The organism is Sphingomonas pokkalii, from assembly GCF_003096275.1.
GTDB classification, from domain to species: Bacteria; Pseudomonadota; Alphaproteobacteria; order Sphingomonadales; family Sphingomonadaceae; genus Sphingomonas; species Sphingomonas pokkalii.
On the sequence record NZ_QENQ01000001.1, the window covers coordinates 1,025,923 to 1,048,540 of the forward strand.

Sequence of the window (22,618 nt, forward strand, 5' to 3'; positions counted from 1 at the left end):
CCGGCATGATGCCGATCTTGCACTCGCCCGGCGTCAGCACGCCCGGGCAGTTCGGGCCGATCAGGCGCGACTTGGAGCCCGAAAGCGCGCGCTTCACCTTCACCATGTCCAGCACCGGAATGCCTTCGGTGATCGCGACGATCAGCGGGATCTCGGCATCGATCGCCTCGAGGATCGAATCCGCCGCAAAGGGGGGCGGCACGTAGATCACGCTGGCATCGGCGCCGGTCTTGGACTTGGCTTCGGCGACCGTGTTGAACACGGGCAGGCCGATATGCGTGCTACCGCCCTTGCCGGGGGTAACGCCGCCGACCATCTGCGTACCATAGGCAAGCGCCTGCTCGGTGTGGAACGTGCCGGTGGCACCGGTCATCCCCTGGACGATGACCTTGGTGTTCTTGTCGACGAGGATGCTCATTCAGTTCGCCTTTTCCGGGTCGCTGGGAGGAGGGGTATAGGAACGAAGCGCAATCCAGCCGCCGAACGTGGCGAGCGTGTACTGCGTCGTGCCAGACGGTGCGGCCACGAAGGTGGCGCCATCGGGCTTGGAAGCGGGGCGCGCATAGAGCGGCACCTTCCCTTCGCCCGGCAGCACGATCTTGCGTGCCGAAAGATAGTCTTCGCCGCTGCTCAGCCACAGGACCAGGCAGGAATCGGCGAGGATACCGGCGTTAGTGCCGGCCTTGGGTACGAACAGATAGGTGTTGCCGCCGGCGATCCGATAGATCGTGTTAGGAACGCGGGCTTCGGCCGGGGCGGTCGCCTTCAACGCCGCCGCAGCGTCTGCCTCCGCCGATTCCCCCAGCGCGCGCTGCGCCGGGAGGGGCAGGGTGGCATAGCTTGCCGGTTCGGCCATGCCCCGCGTCAACCGGGCGGCGCCGCCCATGCACACGGCACGGAACAACTCCACCGGCTCCGTTGGCGCCGTGGCGATCGCTTCCTGTGCGGAAGCGACGCCCGGCACCGCCAGAAGCGGGGGAAGGATCAGGCGAGCGAGGAGTCGATCGACTTGCATGCCGCGACCAGTTCCTTGACCGCGTCGACCGAGACGTCGAAATTCTGCTTCGCCGTGGGGTTCAGCTCGATCTCGACGATGCGCTCGACGCCGTCCTTGCCGATCACGATCGGCACGCCGACGTACAGGTCGTCAACGCCGTACTGGCCGGTCAGGTGCGCGGCGCAGGGCAGCAGGCGCTTCTTGTCCTTCAGATAGCTCTCGGCCATCGCGATCGCGCTGGTGGCGGGGGCATAGAAGGCCGAGCCGGTCTTGAGCAGCGCGACGATCTCGCCGCCGCCCGAACGGGTGCGCGCGACGATGGCGTCGATGCGCTCCTGGGTGGACCAGCCCATCTTGATCAGGTCGGGCACCGGAATGCCGGCAACGGTCGAATATTCGATCACCGGGACCATGGTGTCGCCGTGGCCGCCGAGCACGAAGGCGGTGACGTCCTCGACCGAGACGTTGAATTCTTCGGCGAGGAAGTGGCGGAAGCGTGCCGAATCGAGCACGCCGGCCATGCCGACGACCTTCTGGTGCGGCAGGCCCGAAAACTCGCGCAGCGCCCACACCATCGCGTCGAGCGGGTTGGTGATGCAGATCACGAAGGCGTCGGGCGCGTGCGCGGCGATGCCTTCGCCCACGGCCTTCATCACGCCCAGATTGGTCTTGAGCAGGTCGTCGCGGCTCATGCCCGGCTTGCGCGGGATGCCGGCGGTGACGATGCAGACGTCGGCGCCCGCAATGTCCTCATAGCTGTTCGCGCCCTTCAGGGCGACGTCGAAGCCTTCGACCGGACCGGACTGGGCGAGGTCGAGCGCCTTGCCCTGCGGGGTGCCCTCGGCAATGTCGAACAGGACGATGTCGCCCAGTTCCTTGATGGCGGCGAGGTGCGCGAGCGTACCGCCAATCATGCCGGAGCCGATCAGCGCGATCTTCTTGCGAGCCATGGAATCTCCTTGGTTGGTTCCAAGCAAAAGCGGTCGCGCAACGGCACGCCGCGGAAGCGGAGGCGGGATAGGCCTATAATAGCGAGGCTGCAACCCGTGTTTGGGTATAGGCGCAGGATTATCTTTGCAAATCATTCGCAGGAGCAATAAGCGCGTTTCGCGCCGATCTACCGCGGGTCTGCGATGCCCCCCCGCCGGGCTCCCCCCAACCCCCGCCTGGGGAAGGGGAAGCGGACAGGAGGGATCAGCGCCTGGCTGCGTCGGTCGCCGCGCGCTTGGCATAGTCGCCGGCGAGCACGTCGAAGGCGAGCTTGTGCTGGCCGGTCTCGGAGATCAGCCCCTTGCGGTTCCAGCCCTGCTGGTAGATCGGGTGCTGGCGGCGCGGCGAGCGGAAGTCCTTGAGGATCCAGGGGCTCATGCCGCGCAGGAACGGCACCTTGGCGGCCATCGCCAGCGTCGCGCGGTAATAGTCCGCCTGATATTCCTCGCTGAACTTGTGTGGGCTGGCCACCGGATCGTGATAGCCGGCGCGCGCGTCGGCGCCGAACTCCGAGAAGATCAGCGGCTTGTTGGCCGGTCCGCGCCATTCCTGGCTGGCAAGGTCCTCCAGCGCATCGTCGGTATACCAGCCGTTATAGGTGTTGATCGCCATGACATCGAGATCGGCGGCGAGCGGATCGTCGATCTTCATGATCTTGTTGCCCTCGCGCCCGCTCAGCAGCGCCGCGGTGACGAGGCGGCTGGAGTCCAGGGTGCGCACATCGGCGATCATCGTGCGGAGGAAGGCGTTGCGCGCGTCGTTGGTCGGCGTTTCGTTGGCCACGCTCCACAATATGATCGAGGCACGGTTGCGATCACGGCGGATGTTTTCGGCTTGGATGCGGCGGGCATCGGCCAGCGTGTCCGGATTGTTCCAGTTGACCAGCCAGTAGAGGGGCACCTCGCTCCACACCAGCAGGCCCATTTCGTCGGCGAGCCGGGTGGTCAGCTCGCTGTGCGGATAGTGCGCCAGCCGCACGAAATTGCCGTGCAGGCCGTATTTGATCTCGCTCAGCAGCGCGCGGGCGGCGGCGGGCGTCATCGCGCGCACCGGGTTCGCGCCAAGCTCTTCCTCGTGCATCGAAATGCCGCGCAGGAAGATCGGCTTGCCGTTGAGCAGGATGTCGGTGCCCTTCACTGCGATGGTGCGGAAGCCCATCCGGTCGGCGAAGTGATCCGCGCCGGCATCGATCGCGATGTCGTAGAGCTTGGGATTCTCGGGCGACCAGCGGACGAGATTGCGTGGCACCGGCAGCGTCGCTTCCCACTTGCCTTCGCCATCGGTCTTGCCGTCGAGCGTCGCGCCCAGCGTGGGGATGCGGAATTTCACCGCAGTGTTCGCTGCCTTCGGCCCTTCGAGCTTCACCGAAACGGCGATGTGGCTGCCGTCGGGCGTCAGGCGCACGAAGGCGTCGTCGACATAGGTGTCCGGCACCGTCACCAGCGTGATGCTGCGGGTGATGCCGCCATAGGTCTCCCAGTCGGTCACGGGCGGCGGCACGTCATTGGCGGTGCGCACCGAATCGACGCCGATGGTGATCTGGTTGCGGCCCGGCCGCAGCAGCTTGGTCACTTCGAACGCGAAGGGGGTGTAGCCGCCGCGATGCTCGCCCAGCGGCTTGCCGTTGAGATAGACATAGGAACGGTATTCGGCCGCGCCGATGCGCAGGAACACGCGGGTCCCCGGCTTGGGTGCGGTCGCGGGGAAGTCGCGCTGATACCACACCAGACCCTGATACAGCCGCATCTCGGGCGCATGGCCGATCCACGAGCCGGGCAGGCTCACCACCGGCGATAGCTGCATGTCTTGTTCGAAGAAGGTGCGCGGCTTGGCCTGCATCACGTCGGCAGCGATCACGTCGGCGGCGCGGTTGGTGCGCGCGTTCGGGGGTTCGCCATGGAAGCCCGCGAGGCCGTCGCGATACGGGTCGATCGACCAGTGCCAGGGTCCGTCCAGGCTCTGCTGCTGGCGCAGGTCTGCCGCGACCAGCACGGGCTGCGCCCATGCCGACGATATTCCAAGACACGCAAGACCCATGGCCGCGAGGAGGCGTAACCGCCGCATCATCTTCTCCCTGTTCCTCCGGGACATCCCGGAGCCCATTGTCATTGTAGAACGGGAGCGTGGACGTACAACGTGGTCTGATCAATCCGCTCCATGGCCCTTGGCCAGATACGCATCGGACTGCATTTCGAGCAGGCGGGAAACGGTGCGGTCGAACTCGAACCGGCCGTCTCCGGTTTCGTAGAGATGCTCCGGCGCGGCATCGGCGGCGGCGAGCAGTTTCACCTTATGCTCGTACAGCGCGTCGACCAGCGTGACGAAGCGTGCGGCTTCGTTGCGGTTCTCCGGCCCCAGCTTGGGGATGCCGACCAGGATGACGGTGTGGAAGCGTCGGGCGATGGCGAGATAGTCTGGCGCCCCGCGCGCCTCGCCGCAGAGCCGCTTGAACGAAAAGACCGCGACGCCCTTCACGCATTTCGGCACCAGAATCTCGCGTCCGCCGGGGATCGGCACCTCGCAGGTGGGGACGCGGGCGCGGTCCTCCACCGGATAGTCGGTAAGGCGGAAGAAGGCGGCGGAGAGGGCGGCGGTGGCCTCGGGGCCGTTGGGCACCAGCCAGGTGTCGACGCTGCCCAGCCGGTCGCGCCGGTAGTCGACCGGGCCGTTGAGCGCCAGCACGTCCATCTTCTCGCCGATCAGGTCGATGAACGGCAGGAACAGCTGGCGGTTGAGCCCGTCCTTGTAGAGATCCTGGGGCGGCCGGTTGGAGGTCGCGACGACCGTAAGCCCATGCGCCATCATCGCGGTGAACAGCCGCGAGAGAATCATCGCGTCGGGCGGGTTGTTCACCACCAGCTCGTCGAAGGCGAGCAGGCGGACGTCGTCGGCCAGCGCGTCGGCGACGGCGGTCACCGGGTCGGCCGTATCCTTCTGCCGCTCGACGTTCAGCCGTTCGTGCACTTCCAGCATGAATTCGTGGAAATGGACGCGGCGTTTCCTGCGGATGTCGAGGCTGTCGAAGAACAGGTCCATCAGCATCGATTTACCGCGGCCGACCCCGCCCCACAGATACAGCCCGCGCGGCACCGCCGGCTTGCGGCCGGTGAGCTTCCACAGCACGCTGCCCTTGCGCGGGGCGGCCTGCAACGCCTGGGCCAGCGCATCGAGCTGCGCGGCGGCGGCTTCCTGCTCGCGATCGGGGCGAAGCTCGCCGGCGGAGACGAGGGCGCGGTAGCGATCGAGAACGCGGGTCATGGAAGGCAGGTCACCAAAAGGAACGAGCCGCCGGGCCGTTGGGCCAGGCGGCTCGTGATCATCGTATCAGAGCGAAGGTTGATCCGTGGCGTTCAAAGCACGCGCTCGGCGGCCAGCTTCTTTACCTCGGCGATCGCCTTGGCCGGGCTCAGGCCCTTCGGACATGCGTTCGCGCAGTTCATGATCGTGTGGCAGCGATACAGGCGGAACGGATCCTCGAGCTGGTCGAGCCGCTCGCCGGTCATCTCGTCGCGCGAATCGGCAAGCCAGCGATAGGCCTGGAGCAGGATCGCCGGGCCGAGGAACTTGTCGCTGTTCCACCAGTAGCTCGGGCACGAGGTCGAGCAGCAGGCGCACAGGATGCACTCGTAGAGGCCATCCAGCTTCTCGCGATCCTTGGGGCTCTGCAGGCGCTCCTTGCCCGAAGGCGTGGTGGTCACGGTCTGCAGCCACGGCTTGATCGAGGCGTATTGCGCATAGAAGTGCGTGAAATCGGGGACCAGGTCCTTGATCACGTCCATGTGCGGCAGCGGGGTGATCTGCACCTCTCCCTTCACGTCCTCGATCGCCGTGGTGCAGGCGAGGCCGTTCTTGCCGCCGATGTTCATCGAGCAGGAACCGCAAATGCCCTCGCGGCACGAGCGGCGGAACGTCAGCGACGAATCCTGCTCGCCCTTGATCTTGATCAGCGCGTCGAGAACCATCGGGCCGCAATCGTCGAGGTCCACTTCGAACGTGTCGTAGCGCGGGTTCTCGCCCGAATCGGGGTCGTAGCGGTAGATCTTGAACTTCTTGACCCGCGTGGCCTCGGGGCTCGCCTTGTGCTCCTGGCCCTTGGTGATGCGGCTGTTCTTGGGCAGGCGGAATTCGGCCATTCCTGTCACTTCCTCTTTCGCTTCGGCGCGACGCGTCTTTGCGGGGCGAGCTATGCCTTTCGCATCCGCAGCGCAAGTGTCCTTTGGATCGCGGGTCTAGATCACGTCCAGCACAAGGCCGAGATCGCGGGCTTCCTGCGCCTCGATATACCAATTGTCGGGTGCGCGGCGGCGCAGTTCCTCGAAATCGACGCGCGATCCGGCAACCAGCGCCCGGAAGCCCTCTTCCTCGATGCGGATCGAATGCTCGATCTCGTTGAGCTTGGCCTTGAGAATCGCCGGCAGCATGCGCAGCGGGCCCGATAGCTCCAGTGCGGAATGCATCTGCCGTTCGTGCAGCATCAATCGGGTGGTGCGCGTGAGAAAGCGTTTGTCTACCGGGAAGCCGGACATGAAGGTCGCGCCCGCCGAATAGACCGCCACCTTGCCCAGGAAGAGCAGCTCGCGCCCGCTCTGGTCGTGGAGCAGCCGCAGCTCGTCGGCCATGAGGCGGGCCACCTCGGGATCGCCGCCGAGCGTGGAGAGCGCGAAGACAAGCGGCCCCTCCTCCGGGGCTGCGAGCATCTGCTCGCGAAAGCGCTGGTACATCGCGTCGTCGACATTGCCTTGCAGCCGCACATGTGGCGCGGCGAGCAGCGGATAGCGCTGGAGCGGGCTGGTGGAGTCGGTCATCCGCCGCCAACCGGCGAGCCGGGACGTGGTTCCGCCTCAGGGCTGGAGCGCATCCGTCGCCGGCGCGCCCACGGGGGGCGTATCGACCTTCGGCATCCGCGCTTCCAGCGGCGCAAGCCAGCGTGCGACGCCGTCGCCGATCGTTACCTGCGGATGCGATGGATCGAGCCGGCCCTCGCGTTCCCAGCCGATGATCCTTTGGCGCGCCTCGGTCGCCGCATCGGCGAGCGGCTGGGCCTTGCGCAGCGCGTGGTTGAGCAGCGCGTCGCCGAAAAACGTCCAGTCATTCTCGGCGCGGCACCCGAACGACGAACGCGTCGCGGATGCGGCGGTAAGGATGGCGGTGGTATCGCTCATCAGTCGCGGCACGAACGCACCCGAATAGCAGGCGGAAAGCAGCAACAGTCGATTGCGGATGCCCAGGCCGTCGAGCAGGGCCGCGAGTCGGGCGGGCGAAAGAACGCCGAAGCCCTGGTCGCCGTCATGATAGGCGATGCCGGCATCGGGGGCGCCGTGCGCGGTGACGAACAGGATCAGGGCATCCTCGTTCCGGTCCATCAGCTCGGCGACGCGGGCGAGGGCGAGGGTGAGCGCGGTGATGCTGCCGGACGGCAGCGGCGGCGCGCCCCGGCCGTCTCCGCCGGCGAGCACCAGCGATCGCCCCTCGGCATCGTAGCGGCGGGTCAGCACGCGCGCGCTTTCGCGGGCTTCGCGCGCGAACACCGGGTCGCTGTCCAGCGCCACGCTCACCACATAGGCATCGACGACGCCCTTGCGCCCCGGCTGCAGCCCGGCGAGGGCCGCCGTCAGCCGGCGCTGATCGGCCAGCATCGCCTGGGGGCTGCGGCCCCGTTGCAGCTCCGGTCCGCTTTCCAGTCCGTCGATCCCCGAATCACCGGAGACGAGGCCGGGCCATTCGGTGCGATGCTCCGGTGGCTGCTGCTGCTGCGCGACGGCGGGCAGGGCGCCCGAAAGCGCGAGCATCACGGCAACGGCGGACGCATATAACCGGAACTGCATTCGGGCCGATCCTCCCGGAACAGGGAACCCGCATCCTTGCCCGCCTGCTCGCGAAGTCAAGCATTTGGCAGAAACGGATTGGCTTCCCCCGCGCCGCCGCTTATCGCAGGCGCCATGCTCAAGCGTCTCCTGATCGCCCTCGCCCTGCTCGTCGTCGCCGGTGCCGGCGCCTGGTACTGGCTCAGCCGGCCGGACGTTGCCACGCTGAACGACGTTGCGGTCACCGGCCGCGAGCCCGAAATCACCGAACCCCGCTACCAGACGGTGCCGACCGTGGGCGTCGCCAAGGCGGTCGGCTGGCCGGCAGGCGCCATGCCGAAGGCGGCGCCGGGGCTGAAGGTGCAGGCCTTTGCCGCCAAGCTGGATCACCCGCGCTGGCTCTATCAGCTGCCCAACGGCGATATCCTGGTGGCCGAGACCAACTCGCCCCCGCGTGACAAGGGCGGAATTACCGGTTGGGTCATGGGCCTCCTGATGAACAGGGCGGGCGCGGGCGTCGCTTCGGCCAATCGCATCACGCTGCTGCGCGACGGCGATGGCGACGGCGTGGCGGAAACGCGGACCGTGTTCCTCAGCGGGCTGAACTCGCCCAGCGGCATGGCACTGGCGAATGGCTGGCTCTATGTCGCCAACACCGATGCCCTGGTCCGCTATCCCTATCGGGAAGGGCAGACGCAGATCACCGCCAAGCCGCAGAAGATCCTGGCGCTGCCGGGCGGCGGCAATCACTGGGCGCGCAACGTGGTGGCGTCGATCGACGGCAAGAGCCTCTATGTCAGCATCGGCTCGGCCTCGAACATCGCCGAGGACGGGCTGGAGGAAGAAGGCCCGATCTACACCGCCGAAAGCCCCGCCCAGATGGCGGCGGCCGCATCCCAGCCGACCAATCGGGCGGTGATCCTGGAGGTCGATCCCGAGCACAAGACCAGCCGCATCTTCGCCTGGGGCATCCGCAACGCCAACGGCATGGCGTTCGAACCCAAGACCGGGGCACTGTGGGCGGTGGTGAATGAGCGCGACATGCTGGGTTCGGACATGCCGCCCGATTATATGAGCCGCGTCGATCTCGGCGCCTTTTTCGGCTGGCCCTGGCAATATTGGGGCGGGTATGAAGACAAGCGCGTCACGCCGGGCCGGCCGGACCTGCGCGAATATGTCCGCCGCCCCGACTTCGCGCTGGGCGCGCACACCGCGCCGCTGGGCCTGACCTTCGCCGATGGCGCACGACTGGGCGATAGCTATGCGAACGGCGCCTTTGTCGGCCTGCATGGCTCGTGGAACCGTCAGCCGCCCTCGGGCTACAAGGTGGTGTTCGTGGCGTTCGGCGACAACGGTTTCCCCGCCAAGGGCAGCAAGCCGCAGGACGTGCTGACCGGTTTCCTCAACGCCAAGGGTGAGGCGCAGGGCCGGCCAGTGGCGGTGATCACCGGTGCCGGCGGTGCGCTGCTGGTCGCGGACGATGTCGGCAACACCGTATGGCGGGTGAGCGCGGCGCGCTGATCCCGGCAGCGAAGGCCCTCAGGCCAGCAGTCGGGGGCCGTCCTTCTCCAGCATTTCGCGGACCTTGCCGGCGAACAGCGCGAGCATTGCCGGCAACCCGACCTCGGCATGGATATGGGTGTCTTCCACGTCGAGCCGGCACGCCACCGTCTGGCCCATCGCGCCGACGGTGAAATGCATGCTGTCGCCGTCCCAGCGATGCTCCACGGTGGCGCCGCCGGGGATCTTGTCCGCCAGCCGGCCGATCTTGGAATCGATCCGTGCCCGTGCCTGCGCGCGGTGCAACTGGTGCGGAATATCGACCCGGATCGTTTGCGACATCATTTTGCGAACACCATCGCGTCATCGGCGAAGGCCTTGAATTCCAGGGCGTTCCCGCTGGGATCGCGGAAGAACATCGTCGCCTGTTCGCCCACCTGCCCCTGGAAGCGGATATGCGGCGCGATGCCGAAGGCGATGCCGGTCGCTTCCAGTCGGGCCGCCAGCGCGTGCCAATCCGCCATCGTCAGCACCACGCCGAAATGCGGCACCGGCACGTCGTGCCCGTCCACCCGGTTCTCCACCGCGACCGGTTTCGCGGCGGGATCGAGATGCGCGACGATCTGGTGGCCGAAAAGGTCGAAGTCGATCCACTGCGCGCAGGAGCGGCCCTCCGGGCAGCCCAGCAGTTCGCCATAGAAGGCGCGGGCAGCGGCGAGGTCGTGGACCGGGAAAGCGAGATGAAAGGGGCGTGGCATGGCGTTCGGTCTAGCCTCCGCCCACCGCCGCGACAACGCGGCAAATATCAAGCGTCGGCCAGGGTTTCGCCGCGATGCCACCGCCGTAGATTGGCCCGCGCCTCCTGCACGAAGGCGGAACGGCGCAGCACGCCGATCAGCGTGTCCGCGATCCAGCGGCCCGGATTGCGCAGCGGCCGGCGGAACTGGATCAGCAGGACGATGCGGGTATGGGCGCTGTCGTTCCACACCTCGTGGTCATAGGTATCGTCGAACACCAGGGTTTCGCCCTCGGCCCAGCGGACGACCCTGCTGCCGATTCGCATCCGCACGTCGCCGTCGCGCGGCACCACCAGCCCCAGATGGCAGGTTATCAGCCCCTTGGTCACGCCGCGATGGGGTGGGATATGGGTGCCGGGCGCCAGGATCGAGAAGATCGCGCTGTTGAGGCCGGGCACCTGCTCGATCAGCCGCGAGGTATGCGGACAACGGGCAAGGTTCTCGTCGATCCGGTAGCCATAGCCCCACAGGAACAGGCTGCGCCATTTGCCCGGTACCGCGATCGCGCGGTGATCGGGGGAGATGGCGGCGAGCGACGGCGCGCCCGGCTGGGCGGCGATCGCCGCCAGCGCTTCGTTGCGGATCGCTTCCCAATCGGCGCGCAACACCGCCGTCCAGGGAAAGGCGCGCATGTCGAGCACGGGCGCATTCGGCACCAGCGAGGAAGCGGCGATCAGCCGGTCGAAGGTACCGCGCAGGTGCTTGCCCCAGCGCAGCAGCAAGGGCCGCCGGCACGGCAGCGAATCGGAAGCGGCGGCGGCTTCGCCCGGCAGCCCGATCGGCGCATCGCTGGTGGCAACGTCCACGCGCAACTTCCCCGCAACTTTCGCGTTTCGCCCGAACTTCGGTGCTGCAACGCAACAATTCCTGATTCCGGTCTAGGCCGTCACTTGGGTCCAAAACATGGCGCCGCCATGGATTCTTGTGGCGTACATTCGGCAGAAAGGTTGCCGGTGGCATGTGGCACCACTCGCCTCTAGAAAGGCCTCCATGCTGTCTTTCCTGCGCACCCCGCGCTTCGCCCTGCTTCTCCTTGCACTTGCTGCTCCCACGCTGCCGGCCCCGGTGCTGGCGCAAGGCCGCCCCGAAGGCGTCCAGACCGCCGAGGATCCCTGGCTCTACAAGGGCAGCGATCTCGTCCATGACGATCAATGGAAGTTCGGGCGGCTTTCCAATGGCGTGCGCTATGCGGTGCGGAAGAATGGGGTGCCGCCGGGGCAGATTTCGATAAGGGTGCGGATCGATGCCGGCTCGCTGATGGAGCGCGATTCGGAACGCGGCTTCGCGCATCTGCTCGAACATCTCAGTTTCCGGGGCTCGACCTATGTGCCCGATGGCGATTCGAAGCGGATCTGGCAGCGCCTCGGCGTCACCTTCGGCTCGGATAGCAACGCCGCCACGACGTTCATCAGCACCACCTACAAGCTGGATCTGCCCAATGCGACGCCGCAGGGGCTGGACGAAAGCTTCAAGATCCTTTCCGGCATGATGGCCGCGCCGGCGATCACCCAGGCCTCGCTCAGCGCCGAACGGCCGGTGGTGCTGGCCGAAGGCCGCGAGCAGCCCGCGCCGCAGAAGCGGATGCAGGATGCGCTCTACCAGCTTATCTTCGCCGGCCAGCCGCTGGCGGACCGGGAGCCGATCGGCACGGTCGAGGCGCTCAACGCCGCTACCCCTGCCAGCGTGCAGGCGTTCCATGATCGCTGGTATCGCCCCGAACGTGCCACGGTGATCGCGATCGGCGATGTCGATCCTGCGGTACTGGAAGCGATGATCGCCAAATATTTCTCCAGCTGGCAGGGGAAGGGCGAGGCGCCGAAGACCCCCGATTTCGGCAAGCCCGAAGCCGATCATCCGATCGCCGCCAGCATCGTCGAGCCGGCCCTGCAGCCGGTGGCGATGATGGCGATCGTGCGCCCCTGGACGGTGTTCGCCGATACGGTGATCTTCAACCAGAAGCGCATGATCGACATGGTGGCGATCCGAATCCTGAATCGCCGCCTCGAGTCGCGGGCGCGGTCGGGTGCGTCGTTCATCGCCGCCGGTGCCGATCTCGATGATATCGCCCGCTCGGCAAATGTCACCACGCTCACCGTCCTGCCGACCGGCGACGATTGGCAGAGCGCGCTGCGCGACGTGCGCGCCACCGCGGCGCAACTGATGGCAACGCCGCCCACCCAGGCGGAAATCGATCGCGAGATCGGCGAAATCGATGCGGTGATGCGCAACCGGATCTCCACCGCGCCGGTGGAATCGGGCGTCTCGATCGCCGATGATCTCGTCCAGGCGGTCGACATCAACGAAACCGTGACGACGCCCGAGGGCTCCTATGCGATCTTCAAGGGTGCGATCGCCAAGGGCATGTTCACGCCGGCGGCCGTGCAGGCCTCGGCCAAGAAGGTGTTCGAAGGCACGGCGACGCGGGCGCTGGTCAACACCCATGCGCCGGATCCGGACGTGGTGAGCAAGGTCACCGCCGCGCTCCAGGCGGATGTGAAGGCGGCGGCGATGAAGCGCCGCGCGCTCAACGTGACGTTCGCGCAGCTGCCGCGCATCGGCGCGCCAGGCAAGGTGGTGGAGCGTAAGCAGATCGACGCCGATCTTGCCATCGAGCAGGTCCGCTATGCCAATGGCGTGAAGCTGCTGATGCGCGAAGACGCGTCGGAAACCGGCAAGGTATGGGTCAACATCCGCTTCGGTCGCGGCCTGCGGGCGTTGCCCGGCGACAAGCGCGTGCCGGCCTGGGCGGGCAAGACCGCGCTGATGGCCAGCGGCATCGGCAAGTTCGGCCAGGAGGAACTCGACGCGCTGACCGGCAATCGCCAGATCGGCCTCGGCTTCGATATCGAGGAGGACGCCTTCGTCTTCCGGGCGCAGACCAACAAGGAGGATCTGGCCGACCAGCTCCGCCTGTTCGCGACCAAGCTGGCCGCGCCCGGCTGGGATCCCAATCCGATCACTCGCGCCAAGGCGGCGACGCTGGCCTCCTATGCCGGCCTCTCGGCGTCGCCCGATGCGGTGCTGGGCCGCGACCTCGACGTGCTGCTCCATGACGGCGATCCGCGCTGGGGCGTGCCAAGCCGCGAGGAAGTGGCGGCGCTCACCCCGCAGGCGTTCCGCGCTTTGTGGGAGCCGCTGCTCCGGACCGGTCCGATCGAAGTCGATATCTTCGGCGATCTCAATTCGGATGCGACGGTGAAGGCCGTCGCGGAAAGCTTCGGCGCACTGAAGCCGCGCGCCGACGGCAAGGAGAGCGGCGCCCCGGTGCGCTTCCCGGACCATGTCGCCACCCCGGTGGTGCGTACCCATACGGGCGCGGTGGATCAGGCCGCGGCGGTTATCGCCTGGCCGACCGGCGGCGGCAGCGCCGGCCTCGCCGAGAGCCGCAAGCTGGAGATTCTGACCGCGGTGTTCCGCGATCGGCTGATCGATCAGCTGCGCATCCAGGCGGGCGTCAGCTATTCGCCCAATGTGATGAACGACTGGCCGGTGGGTCTGCCGGGCGGCGGCAAGATCGCGGCGCTGGGCATGGTGCCGCCGGACAAGACCGGCTTCTTCTTCAAGCTCGCCCGCGACATCGCGGCGGACCTGGTGGCGAAGCCGATCGACGCCGACGAACTCAACCGCGCGCTGACCCCGCTCAAGCAGCAGCTGCTGCGCATGTCGAGCGGCAACATGTTCTGGATGAACCTGGTCGAAGGCGGGACGCAGGATCCCGCGCGGATCGCCGGCATGCGCAGCCTCGCCAAGGACTATGCGGCGACCACGCCGGCCGAACTGCAGGCGCTGGCCGCCAAGTATCTGCGGCCCGACAAGGACTGGACCATGGTGGTGCTGCCGGAGAAAGCGGCGAAGTGAGATCAAGATCCTCCCCGTGCCGGGGAGGATCTTTTCAGTACAATGCGTCCAGCCGCTCCGCGTACACTGCCTTCAGCACATGGCGGCGGATCTTCATGCTTGGCGTCAGCTGTTCGTTCTCGATGGTGAACGCCTCGTCGGCGAGGATGAACTTGCGTACCCGCTCGATCACCGAGAGGTCGCGGTTCACCCGTTCCACCGCCGCGCCGATCGTCGCCTTGAAGTCGGCATCGCGCGAAAGATTGCGGAACTTGCACGGCGTCGCCGTCTTCGCGCAGAATTCCTGCACCCATTCGGGATCGGGAACGATCACCGCCGTCATATAGGGGCGCTTGTCGCCATAGATCATCGCCTGCAGGATCTCCGGCTGCAGCGTCAGCATCCCCTCCACCTTCTGCGGCGAGACATTGTCGCCCTTGTCGTTGACGATGATGTCCTTCTTGCGATCGGTGATCTTGATGCGGCCCTTGTCATCGATCACGCCGATATCGCCGGTGTGGAGCCAGCCGTCCTTCAGCACCCGTTCGGTCTCGGCCTCGTTGCGCCAATAGCCGTGCATCACCAGCTCGCCGCGCACCAGGATCTCGCCGTCCTCGGCGATCCGCACCTCGACGCCGTCGAGCGGCGGGCCGACCGTGTCCATCTTCAGCCCCACCTTCGGGCGATTGCACGAGATCACCGGCGCCGATTCGGTCTGGCCATAGCCTTGCAGGAAGGTAAGGCCGAGCGATTCGAAGAAGATGCCCACTTCCGGATTGAGCGGCGCCCCGCCCGAAACCAGCGCCTTGATCCGCCCGCCGAACCGCTTGGCCAGCTTTGGCCGCAGCGTGGCGTTGAGCAGCAGGTTCATCGGCGCATCGGTAAGGCCGGCCTTGCCCGCGGCCTTGCGCGCGCCGATCGCCACCGCCTTGTCGAGCAGGAACCGCGCGATGCTGCCCTGTTTCTCCACCTGCTTGGTGATGCGGGTGCGCAGCACTTCGAACAGGCGGGGGACGACGACCATGATCGTCGGCCGCACTTCCTCGATGTTCGAGGCGAGCTTCTCCAGCCCCTCCGAATAATAGATCTGCCCGCCCAGCGCGATCGGGAAGAACTGGCCGCCGGTATGTTCATAGGCGTGGGAGAGCGGCAGGAAGGACAGGAAGATTTCGTCGTCCCAGCCGAAATCCTCCGAGATGAGCGACACGCAGCCTTCGCAATTGTGCAGGATCGCGCCGTGATGCTGCATCACGCCGCGCGGCGAACCGCCGGTGCCGCTGGTGTAGATGATGCAGGCCAATTCGTCCCGCCGGAACGCCGCCTGCCTGGCCGTGATCGCAGGATCGGTGGCGTGCTCGGCGATCAGCGTGCGGAAATCGTGCAGTTCCAGGCTGCCCTGCTGGGCAAGGCGCACCTCGTCGATGCCGATCACGATCCGTCCGGTGGAGGAGCGCAATACCGCCGGCAGCAGCGTCTTGGCCAGCTTGGTGTTGGCGACGATCACCGCGCAGGCGCCCGAATTCTCCAGGATATGCTGGTGATCACGCTCGGTATTGGTGGTGTAGGTGGGCACGGTGACGCAGCCCGCCGCCATGATCGCCAGATCGCTGATGCAGAATTCCGGGCGATTTTCGGACACCAGCATCACCCGGTCGCCGCGCTTCAGCCCCAGCGCGGTCAGCGCGCTGGCCAGGCTCGCCACCTGCCGCGCTGCCTCGGCCCAGCTGGTCGGATGCCATTGCCCGCCGGCCTTGTGCCACAGGAAGGGCGCATCACCCCGTTCGCGGGCGCGGGCGAAGAACATCGCCACCAGATTGTCGAAGTGTTCGAGCTTGCGCATACCATCTCCCCCTGCAGGCGCCCCATTTCCCGATAGAGCGTCCCGCTTCATTCCGACGGGCGGTTGGGCCTGGCGCCCACACGCTGGATAACCGTTACCGCGCCGTCCTGATCCATCGCCACGCCTTCGCTGCGTGGATCGGCGGCGCCCACCCAGCGCCCGCCGACCCGTTCGATCGCATTGGCCTTCAGGCCGAGCGGCATCGAACGGACATCCTCGCCCAGCGCCCGCAGCGCCGGCAGCATCGCGTCGAGCTGGGTGCCCTGCTCGGCGATCGCGGTCTTGCCCGGCGCATAGAGCAGGCCCAGCCCGATCGCATCCTGCGCGGAAAGCTTCCAGTCGATCACCCCGATGATCGCCTTGGCCACCTGCGCGATGATCGTCGACCCGCCCGCGGCGCCCACCGCCAGCCGGACCTTGCCGTCCGGCCCGAACACGATCGTCGGCGCCATCGAGCTGCGCGGCCGCTTGCCGCCTTCGACGCGGTTGGCGACGAGCGCGCCGTCCTTCACCGGCACGAAGTCGAAATCGGTCAGCTGGTTGTTCAGAATCGTGCCGTCCACCGCCAGGCCCGATCCGAACGGCCCTTCCACCGTCGTGGTCACCTGTACGACATTGCCGGCCGCATCGCTGACCGCCAGATCGGTGGTGCCCGCGACTTCCTGCACCTTGGCCAGCACCCGCTTGGGCGCGCCGGGCGGCGTACCGGCGGCGATGGTGTCCATCGTCGCAGCGGGATCGATCAGCGCCGAGCGCTTGGCGATATAGCCGCGATCGAGCAGTCCCTTCAGCGGCACCGACACGAAATCGGGGTCGCCGAGATAGAGGTCGCGATCGGCATAGGCCAGCCGCGCGCTTTCGGCGAACAGATGCCAGGCCGTGGCCGAATCCTTGCCGAGCTTGGCCATGTCGAAGCGTTCGAGCTGCGCGAGGATCATCAGCACGGTGATGCCGCCGGACGAGGGCGGGCCCATCGAACAGACCTTGTAGCCGCGATAGCGCCCGCACAGCACCGGCCGCGGCTTGGCGTCATAGGCGGCAAGGTCGCCCAGGGTCATTTTCGAAGGATTGCGCGCCGCACCGTTCACGGCCGCGACGATCTTGGCTGCCTGCGGGCCGACATAGAAGCTGTCCGGCCCCAGCCGGGCGATGCGTTCCAGCAGTGCCGCCTGTTCCGGGTTGCGGACGCGGGTGCCCGTCGGCAGCGGCTTGCCGTCGGCACCGAAGAACAGCGCGCGATAGGCCGGATCGACATGGCCGGAAAACTGCGCCAGCGAATTGTTGAACCGCGGGGTCACGTCGAACCCGTCGCGGGCAAGGCGGATCGCCGGTGCGAACAAGGCCGCCCAGGCAAGCTTGCCGGACCTGCGGTGCGCCAGTGCCATCGCCCGCAGCGCACCCGGCACGCCGACGCTGCGCCCACCCGGCACCGCTGCGAACCGGCTGAGCGGCTTGCCGGCGGCATCGTAGAACCAGTGATCGTCGGCGGCCATCGGCGCGGTCTCGCGGCCGTCCACGGTGGTCGTCGCGCGCGTCTTCGCATCGTACAGCACCAGGAAGCTGCCGCCGCCGATGCCGGAACTTTGCGGTTCGACCACGCCGAGCGCCAGCATCGTCGCGATGGCGGCGTCGGTGGCGGTGCCGCCCTGGCGAAGGATTTCCACGCCCGCTGCCGCGGCGCGCGGATCGGCCGCGCTCACCATGCCCTGGGCATGGGCGAGGACAGGGGCGAACAGGGCGAGCAGCAGCGCGACGATCGATTTCATGGTGCCAAGGGGTAACGCGCTTTCCCCGCGTGGCAAGGTGCTATGCCATAGGCGGCAGGAGGCGGATTGACGGCTTGCGCCAGGCCGCCGCCCCAGTAGCGGACGCGGGAAGCTGTGCTCATTCCTCCCCCTCCGGGGGAGGAGGATCAAAGAAAGCATCATCCGCGAACCCGCGCAACGTCCGCTCCCCACCCACCTTCGTCCGTTCAGCCACCCCAATGAAAGCGGTCGTTCCTGCGGCCCCGAGCTGGCGTATCAAGCGCTACGCTAGCGGCCGGCAAGACCTTGGGCGATGTCCCGCGGCAGGCGGGGCCCGCGATACACCAGCGCCGAATAGACCTGCACCAGCACCGCCCCCGCATCGATGCGGCGCTTCGCTTCGTCCGGCCCGTCGATGCCGCCGGCGGAGATCAGCGGCAATTGTCCGCCCGATGCTTCGCGCGCTTCCACCAGCTTGGCGCGGGCCAGCGCCTGGAGCGGCTTGCCCGAGAGCCCGCCTGCCTCGCCGGCGTGGGGCGAAGCGAGCGGCGGGCGGGAAATGGTGGTGTTGGAAACGATCAGCGCGTCGATGTGATGGTCGATCGCCGCGCGCACCGCGCCTTCCAGCCCGGCGCGATCCAGATCGGGAGCGATCTTCAGAAACAGCGGCGTGGCGCCACGGGCGGCGTGGGCGGCGGCCAGCAGTTCATCGAGCGCCGGGCGCGATTGCAGGTCGCGCAGGCCCGGCGTGTTCGGCGAACTGACGTTGATCGTGATGTAATCGGCATGGGGCGCCGCCTTGGTGACGCCCAGCGCGTAATCGGCGACGCGATCGGCCGAATCCTTGTTCGCGCCGACATTGATGCCCAGCACGCCGGCCCGGCGCTTCAGCCGGGCGATTCGTGCCAGGGCGGCGTCGATCCCGCCATTGTTGAAGCCCATGCGGTTGATCACCGCCTCGTCCTCGGTCAGCCGGAACAGGCGGGGGCGGGGATTGCCTGGCTGGGGGCGGGGGGTGAGCGTGCCCACCTCGACCGCGCCAAAACCCAGCGCGAACAGGCCCGGGATGGCTTCGGCATCCTTGTCGAGGCCGGCCGCAAGCCCGACGCGGTTGGGAAAGGCGATGCCGGCCAGCGTAACCGAATCGGCGGCCTGCGGCGCCTTGCCGAACGGCGTGCCGGCCGCCCCCCAGGCGGCCAGCGCGCGAATCGCAACGCGATGGGCCCGCTCCGCATCGAGCGTGAGGACGGCAGAATGAAGAAAATTTCGCATCTTCGCCCCCATGCATCGCAATGCAAACGTCGTCAAAAGTGAGAATGTCGATTCCGTACAATACCACCCGGACGGAACCCGTTACATCCGTGCTTGCGACCCGAGGGGTTCCGCTTAACGGGGGGAACCCTTTCCTTTAGGCCCGGCCGGCTTGCCGGCTGGGCCACTTTTCCGTTGCGCTTTCCGCGCCATCATGCTCCTTCAGTGCGACGAACCGAAGCACAGGGGACGCAAGCATCATATGCGCGGCGCGGCGGAGGAAGGTCGAACGTCGGTAGCGGAGCGCGCGCCTTCGTTGTTGATGCGGCCATCCGACATCCGTTTTAGACCATCCAGCGGACGGCTGCTGCCGCATATCGACAGCTTCTATCTGTACGAAAATTCGGCGCCGGTGATGGCCGGGATCGAGCGAGTCGATCTCGGGCAGTGGCGCTTCCTGCTCGGCGGCGAGGGTGTCGTCACGTTCCCCGACGGCCATGAAGAACGCACCATGCCGGTGATGGTCAACGGGCCGGGGACGGCGCACTGGACCTATCGGATCGACGGGCCGTTTCGTTGCTTCGGCATTTCGCTGCGCGGGATCGGCTGGCGCACGCTGATCGGGCTGCAGGCGGACAAGGTTGCGGACCGGCTGGTCGATGGCGAGACGATCTTCGGGGCGGAGATTCGCGAGCTGCATGGTCAGTTCTGCCGGATGGAGACGCTGGACGAGATGGTCGCGGCGATCGAACCGCTGCTGCTGCGTCGGCTCGATGTCGCGCGTCGGGTGCCGCGCGCCCATGTGGCGTTTCTGCGCATCGTGCGCGAATGGGCCGCTTCGGGCGATCCGACGATCGATTCGCTCTATATGGCGATGGAAACGGAAACCGGCATGGGCCAGCGCCAGGTGCAGCGGCTGTGCAAGGAATATTTCGCCGGGCCGCCCAACCATCTGCGCCGCAAGTTCCGCGCGATCGGCGCGGCGATGCGGATCCACCAGGGCGCGTCGCTCGACGAGGTGATGGTGCCGTTCGCCGATCAGTCGCATATGATCAACGAGATCAAGCACTTCACCGGTCACACGCCGGGGGCGCTGCGGGACGGCATCGATCCGGTGCTGGCGGTGACGCTGGCGACCGAAAAGTTCCACTTTCTCCCCGATGTGATCCCCGAGACAGTTGACCTGAGCGGTCGCTGAGCCCACATGTCCAATCGGATCAACTTTGTCCGATTGGGAGTCGATGCGTCTTTCGAGCCTTGCCGACTATGCCGTGGTGATGCTGGCGGCTGCCGCGCGCCACTGCGGCGCGTCGTGCCGGCTCAATGCGACGCTGCTGGCCAATGAGACCGGGTTGCCGCTGCCGACGGTGCAGAAGCTGGTCAGCAAGCTTTCCGCTGCCGGCCTGATCGAAAGCGCACGGGGCACCGGTGGCGGCTTCCGGCTCGCCCGCCCGCCCGCAGCCATCAGCCTTGCCGAGATCGTCGAGGCGATCGAAGGCCCGATCGCGCTCACCGTCTGCGTCGATTCAGGCAGGCACGACTGCGCGGTCGAGGGCAATTGCCGGGTGAAGCCGCATTGGGGCGTGGTGAGCGACGCGGTCCGCTCGGCGCTCGCCCAGGTCAGCCTAGCCAGCCTTTCCGGTCCCCCCGCGCTTGCGGGCGTGGCCGCACCGGTGCATGGGCACGCGCCTTCGCTTCCCGACCTTTCTTCTTCTCCTTCTCCGGTGCTCGCCGGGGAAAGCCAGGTATCTTTCTGATGGCCACCAAGAATGCCGAGGCGCTCGCCGCCGCGAACAAGAAGTATGAATGGGGCTTCGCCTCGGACGTCGAACAGGAGTTGGCGCCCAAGGGGCTGAGCGAAGATACCGTCCGCTACATCTCGGCGAAGAAGAACGAGCCCGCATGGATGCTCGACTGGCGGCTGAAGGCGTTCCGCCTGTGGCAGACGCTGGAGGCGCCGGACTGGGCCAAGCTGAACGTCCCGCCGATCGACTATCAGGACGCCTATTATTACGCCGAGCCGAAGCAGAAGAAGACGATCGCCAGCCTCGACGAGCTCGATCCGGAAATCCGCCGTACCTATGAGAAGCTCGGCATTCCGATCGAGGAGCAGAAGGTGCTCGCCGGCGTCGAGGGATCGCGCAAGATCGCGGTCGACGCGGTGTTCGACAGCGTATCGGTGGCGACGACCTTCCGCGCCGAGCTGAAGGCGGCGGGCGTCATCTTCCTGTCGATCAGCGAGGCGATCCGGGAGTATCCCGAGCTGGTCCAGAAGTGGCTTGGGCGTGTGGTGCCGCAGCGCGACAACTACTTCGCGACGCTCAACAGCGCGGTGTTTTCCGACGGCACCTTCGTCTATGTGCCGGAGGGCGTGCGCTGCCCGATGGAGCTGTCCACCTATTTCCGCATCAATGCCGAGAATACCGGCCAGTTCGAGCGCACGCTGATCGTCGCCGACAAGGGCGCATACGTCTCCTATCTCGAAGGCTGCACCGCGCCGATGCGCGACGAGAACCAGCTGCACGCGGCCGTCGTGGAGCTGGTCGCGCTCGACGATGCCGAGATCAAATACTCGACCGTCCAGAACTGGTATCCGGGCGACGAGAACGGCAAGGGCGGCATCTATAATTTCGTCACCAAGCGCGCGCTGTGCCAGGGCCGCAACTCGAAGGTGAGCTGGACCCAGGTCGAGACCGGCTCGGCGATCACCTGGAAGTACCCCAGCTGCGTGCTGGCGGGCGAGAACTCGGTCGGCGAATTCTATTCGGTCGCGGTGACCAACAACCGCCAGCAGGCCGATACCGGCACCAAGATGATCCATCTGGGCAAGGGCAGCCGTTCGACCATCGTGTCGAAGGGCATTTCGGCCGGACATAGCGACAATACCTATCGCGGGCTGGTCCGCGTGGCGGCGAGCGCGGAGAATGTCCGCAACTTCACCCAGTGCGACTCGCTGCTGCTCGGCGACCAGTGCGGGGCGCACACCGTGCCGTACATCGAGGTGAAGAACCCCAGCGCCCAGATCGAGCATGAGGCGACCACCAGCAAGATCAGCGACGACCAGCTGTTCTACGCGCTCCAGCGCGGGCTGGACCAGGAAGCCGCGGTGGCGCTGATCGTCAACGGCTTCGCGCGCGAAGTGCTGCAGCAGCTGCCGATGGAGTTCGCGGTCGAGGCGCAGAAGCTGCTCGGCATCTCGCTCGAAGGTTCGGTCGGGTGATGGGGGTGGACCAGTCCTATCCACGCCTCCAGAGTCATCCCCGCGGAGGCGGGGATCCATTGGGGTCGCCAACGCGGTTCTTTCCAAGAACGTCCTGGCAAATGGATTCCCGCCGTCGCGGGAATGACAGAAGGGCCCCCGCTCAGCCTGGGCTCATGTCCGCTGACGTAGTGACGACGCAGGGCCGCGTTCCGGGCCCGCAGGAGTATCACGCATGTTGAACGCCCTCCTCGTCGCAGCCTTCGCCCTTCAGTCGGGCGTCGCGATCGACAGCGCGTCGCAGTTCGGCGCGGCGACCAACCATGCCCGCTGCATCGTCCGCGCGATCGGCGTGGCGCCGGCGGATGCCGGTGCCCGCGCGGCCAAGGTCGATGCCGCGATCAAGCAGTGCCGCGACTTCCTCGATTCCGATTTCCAGGCCGGCCGGCTGCTGCTCAACGACCGGCCGTACCAGCCGAGCGCCTGGCGCAAGCTGACCCCGGTGCTCGATGCGGTGCAGGCCGATATCAAGGCCAGCGTCACCGCGCCCAAACAGTACAAGATCATGTGGAAGCTGCCCGACGGCTCCCTGGTCGATGCCTATGATGCGGGCACCCCGCCCAAGACCCTTTCTCTCGTGACCGTGGCGATCTGAACC

The 22,618-nt window shown here is 66.9% G+C and carries 20 protein-coding genes; 6 read left to right on the forward strand and 14 right to left on the reverse strand.

Translation table 11 applies throughout. The features are described from left to right. The 8 genes from DD559_RS04700 to DD559_RS04735 all read right to left on the reverse strand — a co-directional run. Positions 1-418, reverse strand: a 418-nt coding sequence (locus DD559_RS04700; protein WP_438270373.1) for a succinate--CoA ligase subunit alpha, incomplete at its 3' end; no start/stop codon positions are given. Continuing rightward, complete coding sequence (locus tag DD559_RS04705; protein WP_116468159.1) at positions 419-1,015, reverse strand: hypothetical protein; 597 nt, start codon at positions 1,013-1,015, stop codon at positions 419-421. It abuts the gene before it with no gap. Continuing rightward, on the reverse strand, positions 985-1,947 hold the full coding sequence (gene mdh, locus DD559_RS04710; RefSeq protein WP_116468160.1) for a malate dehydrogenase: 963 nt from the start codon (positions 1,945-1,947) through the stop codon (positions 985-987). The genes DD559_RS04705 and mdh overlap by 31 nt, the downstream gene beginning before the upstream one ends. Before the next feature lie 244 nt (positions 1,948-2,191). Then, the gene (locus DD559_RS04715; RefSeq protein ID WP_240610122.1) at positions 2,192-3,979 is read right to left on the reverse strand and encodes a glycoside hydrolase family 2 protein; all 1,788 of its coding nucleotides are present in this window, start codon (positions 3,977-3,979) and stop codon (positions 2,192-2,194) included. A 153-nt stretch (positions 3,980-4,132) separates the two neighbouring features. Further along, positions 4,133-5,245 carry a cell division protein ZapE gene (zapE, locus tag DD559_RS04720; protein ID WP_116468162.1) on the reverse strand — a complete coding sequence of 371 codons (1,113 nt, stop codon included), beginning with the start codon at positions 5,243-5,245 and terminating at the stop codon, positions 4,133-4,135. 92 nt (positions 5,246-5,337) lie between these two features. Continuing rightward, positions 5,338-6,120, reverse strand: coding sequence for a succinate dehydrogenase iron-sulfur subunit (locus DD559_RS04725; RefSeq protein ID WP_064310384.1), 783 nt, complete (start codon positions 6,118-6,120; stop codon positions 5,338-5,340). 96 nt (positions 6,121-6,216) lie between these two features. After that, positions 6,217-6,792 carry an ATP-dependent Clp protease proteolytic subunit gene (locus DD559_RS04730; protein WP_116468163.1) on the reverse strand — a complete coding sequence of 192 codons (576 nt, stop codon included), beginning with the start codon at positions 6,790-6,792 and terminating at the stop codon, positions 6,217-6,219. A gap of 36 nt (positions 6,793-6,828) precedes the next feature. Continuing rightward, positions 6,829-7,812, reverse strand: a complete 984-nt coding sequence (locus DD559_RS04735; protein WP_116468164.1) for a C13 family peptidase — start codon at positions 7,810-7,812, stop codon at positions 6,829-6,831. Positions 7,813-7,926: 114 nt separating this feature from the next. Between DD559_RS04735 and DD559_RS04740 the strand changes: the two genes are divergently transcribed. After that, complete coding sequence (locus tag DD559_RS04740; protein ID WP_116468165.1) at positions 7,927-9,312, forward strand: PQQ-dependent sugar dehydrogenase; 1,386 nt, start codon at positions 7,927-7,929, stop codon at positions 9,310-9,312. Positions 9,313-9,330: 18 nt separating this feature from the next. On the opposite strand, the gene DD559_RS04745 is transcribed toward DD559_RS04740, so the two are convergent. From DD559_RS04745 to DD559_RS04755, 3 genes are read right to left on the reverse strand one after another with little or no spacing between them, the layout of a single operon-like run. Next, positions 9,331-9,633 carry a polyhydroxyalkanoic acid system family protein gene (locus DD559_RS04745; RefSeq protein ID WP_116470720.1) on the reverse strand — a complete coding sequence of 101 codons (303 nt, stop codon included), beginning with the start codon at positions 9,631-9,633 and terminating at the stop codon, positions 9,331-9,333. Beyond that, positions 9,633-10,049 carry a VOC family protein gene (locus DD559_RS04750; RefSeq protein ID WP_116468166.1) on the reverse strand — a complete coding sequence of 139 codons (417 nt, stop codon included), beginning with the start codon at positions 10,047-10,049 and terminating at the stop codon, positions 9,633-9,635. Before DD559_RS04750 ends, DD559_RS04745 begins: the two co-directional genes overlap by 1 nt. 47 nt (positions 10,050-10,096) lie before the next feature. After that, entirely contained in the window at positions 10,097-10,894 is a 798-nt protein-coding gene (locus DD559_RS04755; RefSeq protein ID WP_116468167.1) for an aspartyl/asparaginyl beta-hydroxylase domain-containing protein, read from the reverse strand. Positions 10,895-11,078: 184 nt separating this feature from the next. Between DD559_RS04755 and DD559_RS04760 the strand changes: the two genes are divergently transcribed. Continuing rightward, positions 11,079-13,946 (forward strand): M16 family metallopeptidase, encoded by a 2,868-nt coding sequence (locus tag DD559_RS04760; RefSeq protein ID WP_116468168.1) that lies wholly within the window; start codon positions 11,079-11,081, stop codon positions 13,944-13,946. Between the two features lie 34 nt (positions 13,947-13,980). Here the strand turns inward: DD559_RS04760 and DD559_RS04765 are convergent, their stop codons facing one another. From DD559_RS04765 to DD559_RS04775, 3 genes are all read right to left on the reverse strand, one after another. Next, positions 13,981-15,765: an AMP-dependent synthetase/ligase gene (locus DD559_RS04765; RefSeq protein WP_116468169.1), complete on the reverse strand. Its 1,785-nt coding sequence runs from the start codon at positions 15,763-15,765 to the stop codon at positions 13,981-13,983. A 47-nt stretch (positions 15,766-15,812) separates the two neighbouring features. Next, positions 15,813-17,531 carry a gamma-glutamyltransferase gene (gene ggt / locus DD559_RS04770; RefSeq protein WP_206364444.1) on the reverse strand — a complete coding sequence of 573 codons (1,719 nt, stop codon included), beginning with the start codon at positions 17,529-17,531 and terminating at the stop codon, positions 15,813-15,815. 267 nt (positions 17,532-17,798) lie between these two features. After that, positions 17,799-18,782, reverse strand: a complete 984-nt coding sequence (locus DD559_RS04775; RefSeq protein WP_240610123.1) for a quinone-dependent dihydroorotate dehydrogenase — start codon at positions 18,780-18,782, stop codon at positions 17,799-17,801. A 301-nt stretch (positions 18,783-19,083) separates the two neighbouring features. On the opposite strand from DD559_RS04775, the gene DD559_RS04780 reads away from it, so the two are divergent. The 4 genes from DD559_RS04780 to DD559_RS04795 all read left to right on the forward strand — a co-directional run bounded on the left by DD559_RS04780 (position 19,084) and on the right by DD559_RS04795 (position 22,615). Continuing rightward, positions 19,084-19,959, forward strand: a complete 876-nt coding sequence (locus tag DD559_RS04780; protein ID WP_240610124.1) for an AraC family transcriptional regulator — start codon at positions 19,084-19,086, stop codon at positions 19,957-19,959. A 43-nt stretch (positions 19,960-20,002) separates the two neighbouring features. Next, positions 20,003-20,518 carry an SUF system Fe-S cluster assembly regulator gene (locus tag DD559_RS04785; RefSeq protein WP_116468172.1) on the forward strand — a complete coding sequence of 172 codons (516 nt, stop codon included), beginning with the start codon at positions 20,003-20,005 and terminating at the stop codon, positions 20,516-20,518. Continuing rightward, positions 20,518-21,981, forward strand: a complete 1,464-nt coding sequence (gene sufB, locus DD559_RS04790) for a Fe-S cluster assembly protein SufB (protein ID WP_116468173.1) — start codon at positions 20,518-20,520, stop codon at positions 21,979-21,981. The genes DD559_RS04785 and sufB overlap by 1 nt, the downstream gene beginning before the upstream one ends. Before the next feature lie 214 nt (positions 21,982-22,195). After that, the gene (locus DD559_RS04795) at positions 22,196-22,615 is read left to right on the forward strand and encodes a hypothetical protein (protein WP_116468174.1); all 420 of its coding nucleotides are present in this window, start codon (positions 22,196-22,198) and stop codon (positions 22,613-22,615) included. The last annotated feature ends 3 nt before the right edge of the window (positions 22,616-22,618 follow it).

Coding starts and splice junctions, on each gene's coding strand:
- zapE (WP_116468162.1), bottom strand. CDS start 5,245: ATGACCCGCGTTCTCGATCGCTACCGCGCCCTCGTCTCCGCCGGCGAG.
- DD559_RS04760 (WP_116468168.1), top strand. CDS start 11,079: ATGCTGTCTTTCCTGCGCACCCCGCGCTTCGCCCTGCTTCTCCTTGCA.
- DD559_RS04775 (WP_240610123.1), bottom strand. CDS start 18,782: ATGCGAAATTTTCTTCATTCTGCCGTCCTCACGCTCGATGCGGAGCGG.
- DD559_RS04745 (WP_116470720.1), bottom strand. CDS start 9,633: ATGTCGCAAACGATCCGGGTCGATATTCCGCACCAGTTGCACCGCGCG.
- DD559_RS04785 (WP_116468172.1), top strand. CDS start 20,003: ATGCGTCTTTCGAGCCTTGCCGACTATGCCGTGGTGATGCTGGCGGCT.
- ggt (WP_206364444.1), bottom strand. CDS start 17,531: ATGAAATCGATCGTCGCGCTGCTGCTCGCCCTGTTCGCCCCTGTCCTC.
- sufB (WP_116468173.1), top strand. CDS start 20,518: ATGGCCACCAAGAATGCCGAGGCGCTCGCCGCCGCGAACAAGAAGTAT.
- DD559_RS04795 (WP_116468174.1), top strand. CDS start 22,196: ATGTTGAACGCCCTCCTCGTCGCAGCCTTCGCCCTTCAGTCGGGCGTC.
- DD559_RS04735 (WP_116468164.1), bottom strand. CDS start 7,812: ATGCAGTTCCGGTTATATGCGTCCGCCGTTGCCGTGATGCTCGCGCTT.
- DD559_RS04765 (WP_116468169.1), bottom strand. CDS start 15,765: ATGCGCAAGCTCGAACACTTCGACAATCTGGTGGCGATGTTCTTCGCC.
- DD559_RS04780 (WP_240610124.1), top strand. CDS start 19,084: ATGCGGCCATCCGACATCCGTTTTAGACCATCCAGCGGACGGCTGCTG.
- mdh (WP_116468160.1), bottom strand. CDS start 1,947: ATGGCTCGCAAGAAGATCGCGCTGATCGGCTCCGGCATGATTGGCGGT.
- DD559_RS04705 (WP_116468159.1), bottom strand. CDS start 1,015: ATGCAAGTCGATCGACTCCTCGCTCGCCTGATCCTTCCCCCGCTTCTG.
- DD559_RS04750 (WP_116468166.1), bottom strand. CDS start 10,049: ATGCCACGCCCCTTTCATCTCGCTTTCCCGGTCCACGACCTCGCCGCT.
- DD559_RS04740 (WP_116468165.1), top strand. CDS start 7,927: ATGCTCAAGCGTCTCCTGATCGCCCTCGCCCTGCTCGTCGTCGCCGGT.
- DD559_RS04725 (WP_064310384.1), bottom strand. CDS start 6,120: ATGGCCGAATTCCGCCTGCCCAAGAACAGCCGCATCACCAAGGGCCAG.
- DD559_RS04730 (WP_116468163.1), bottom strand. CDS start 6,792: ATGACCGACTCCACCAGCCCGCTCCAGCGCTATCCGCTGCTCGCCGCG.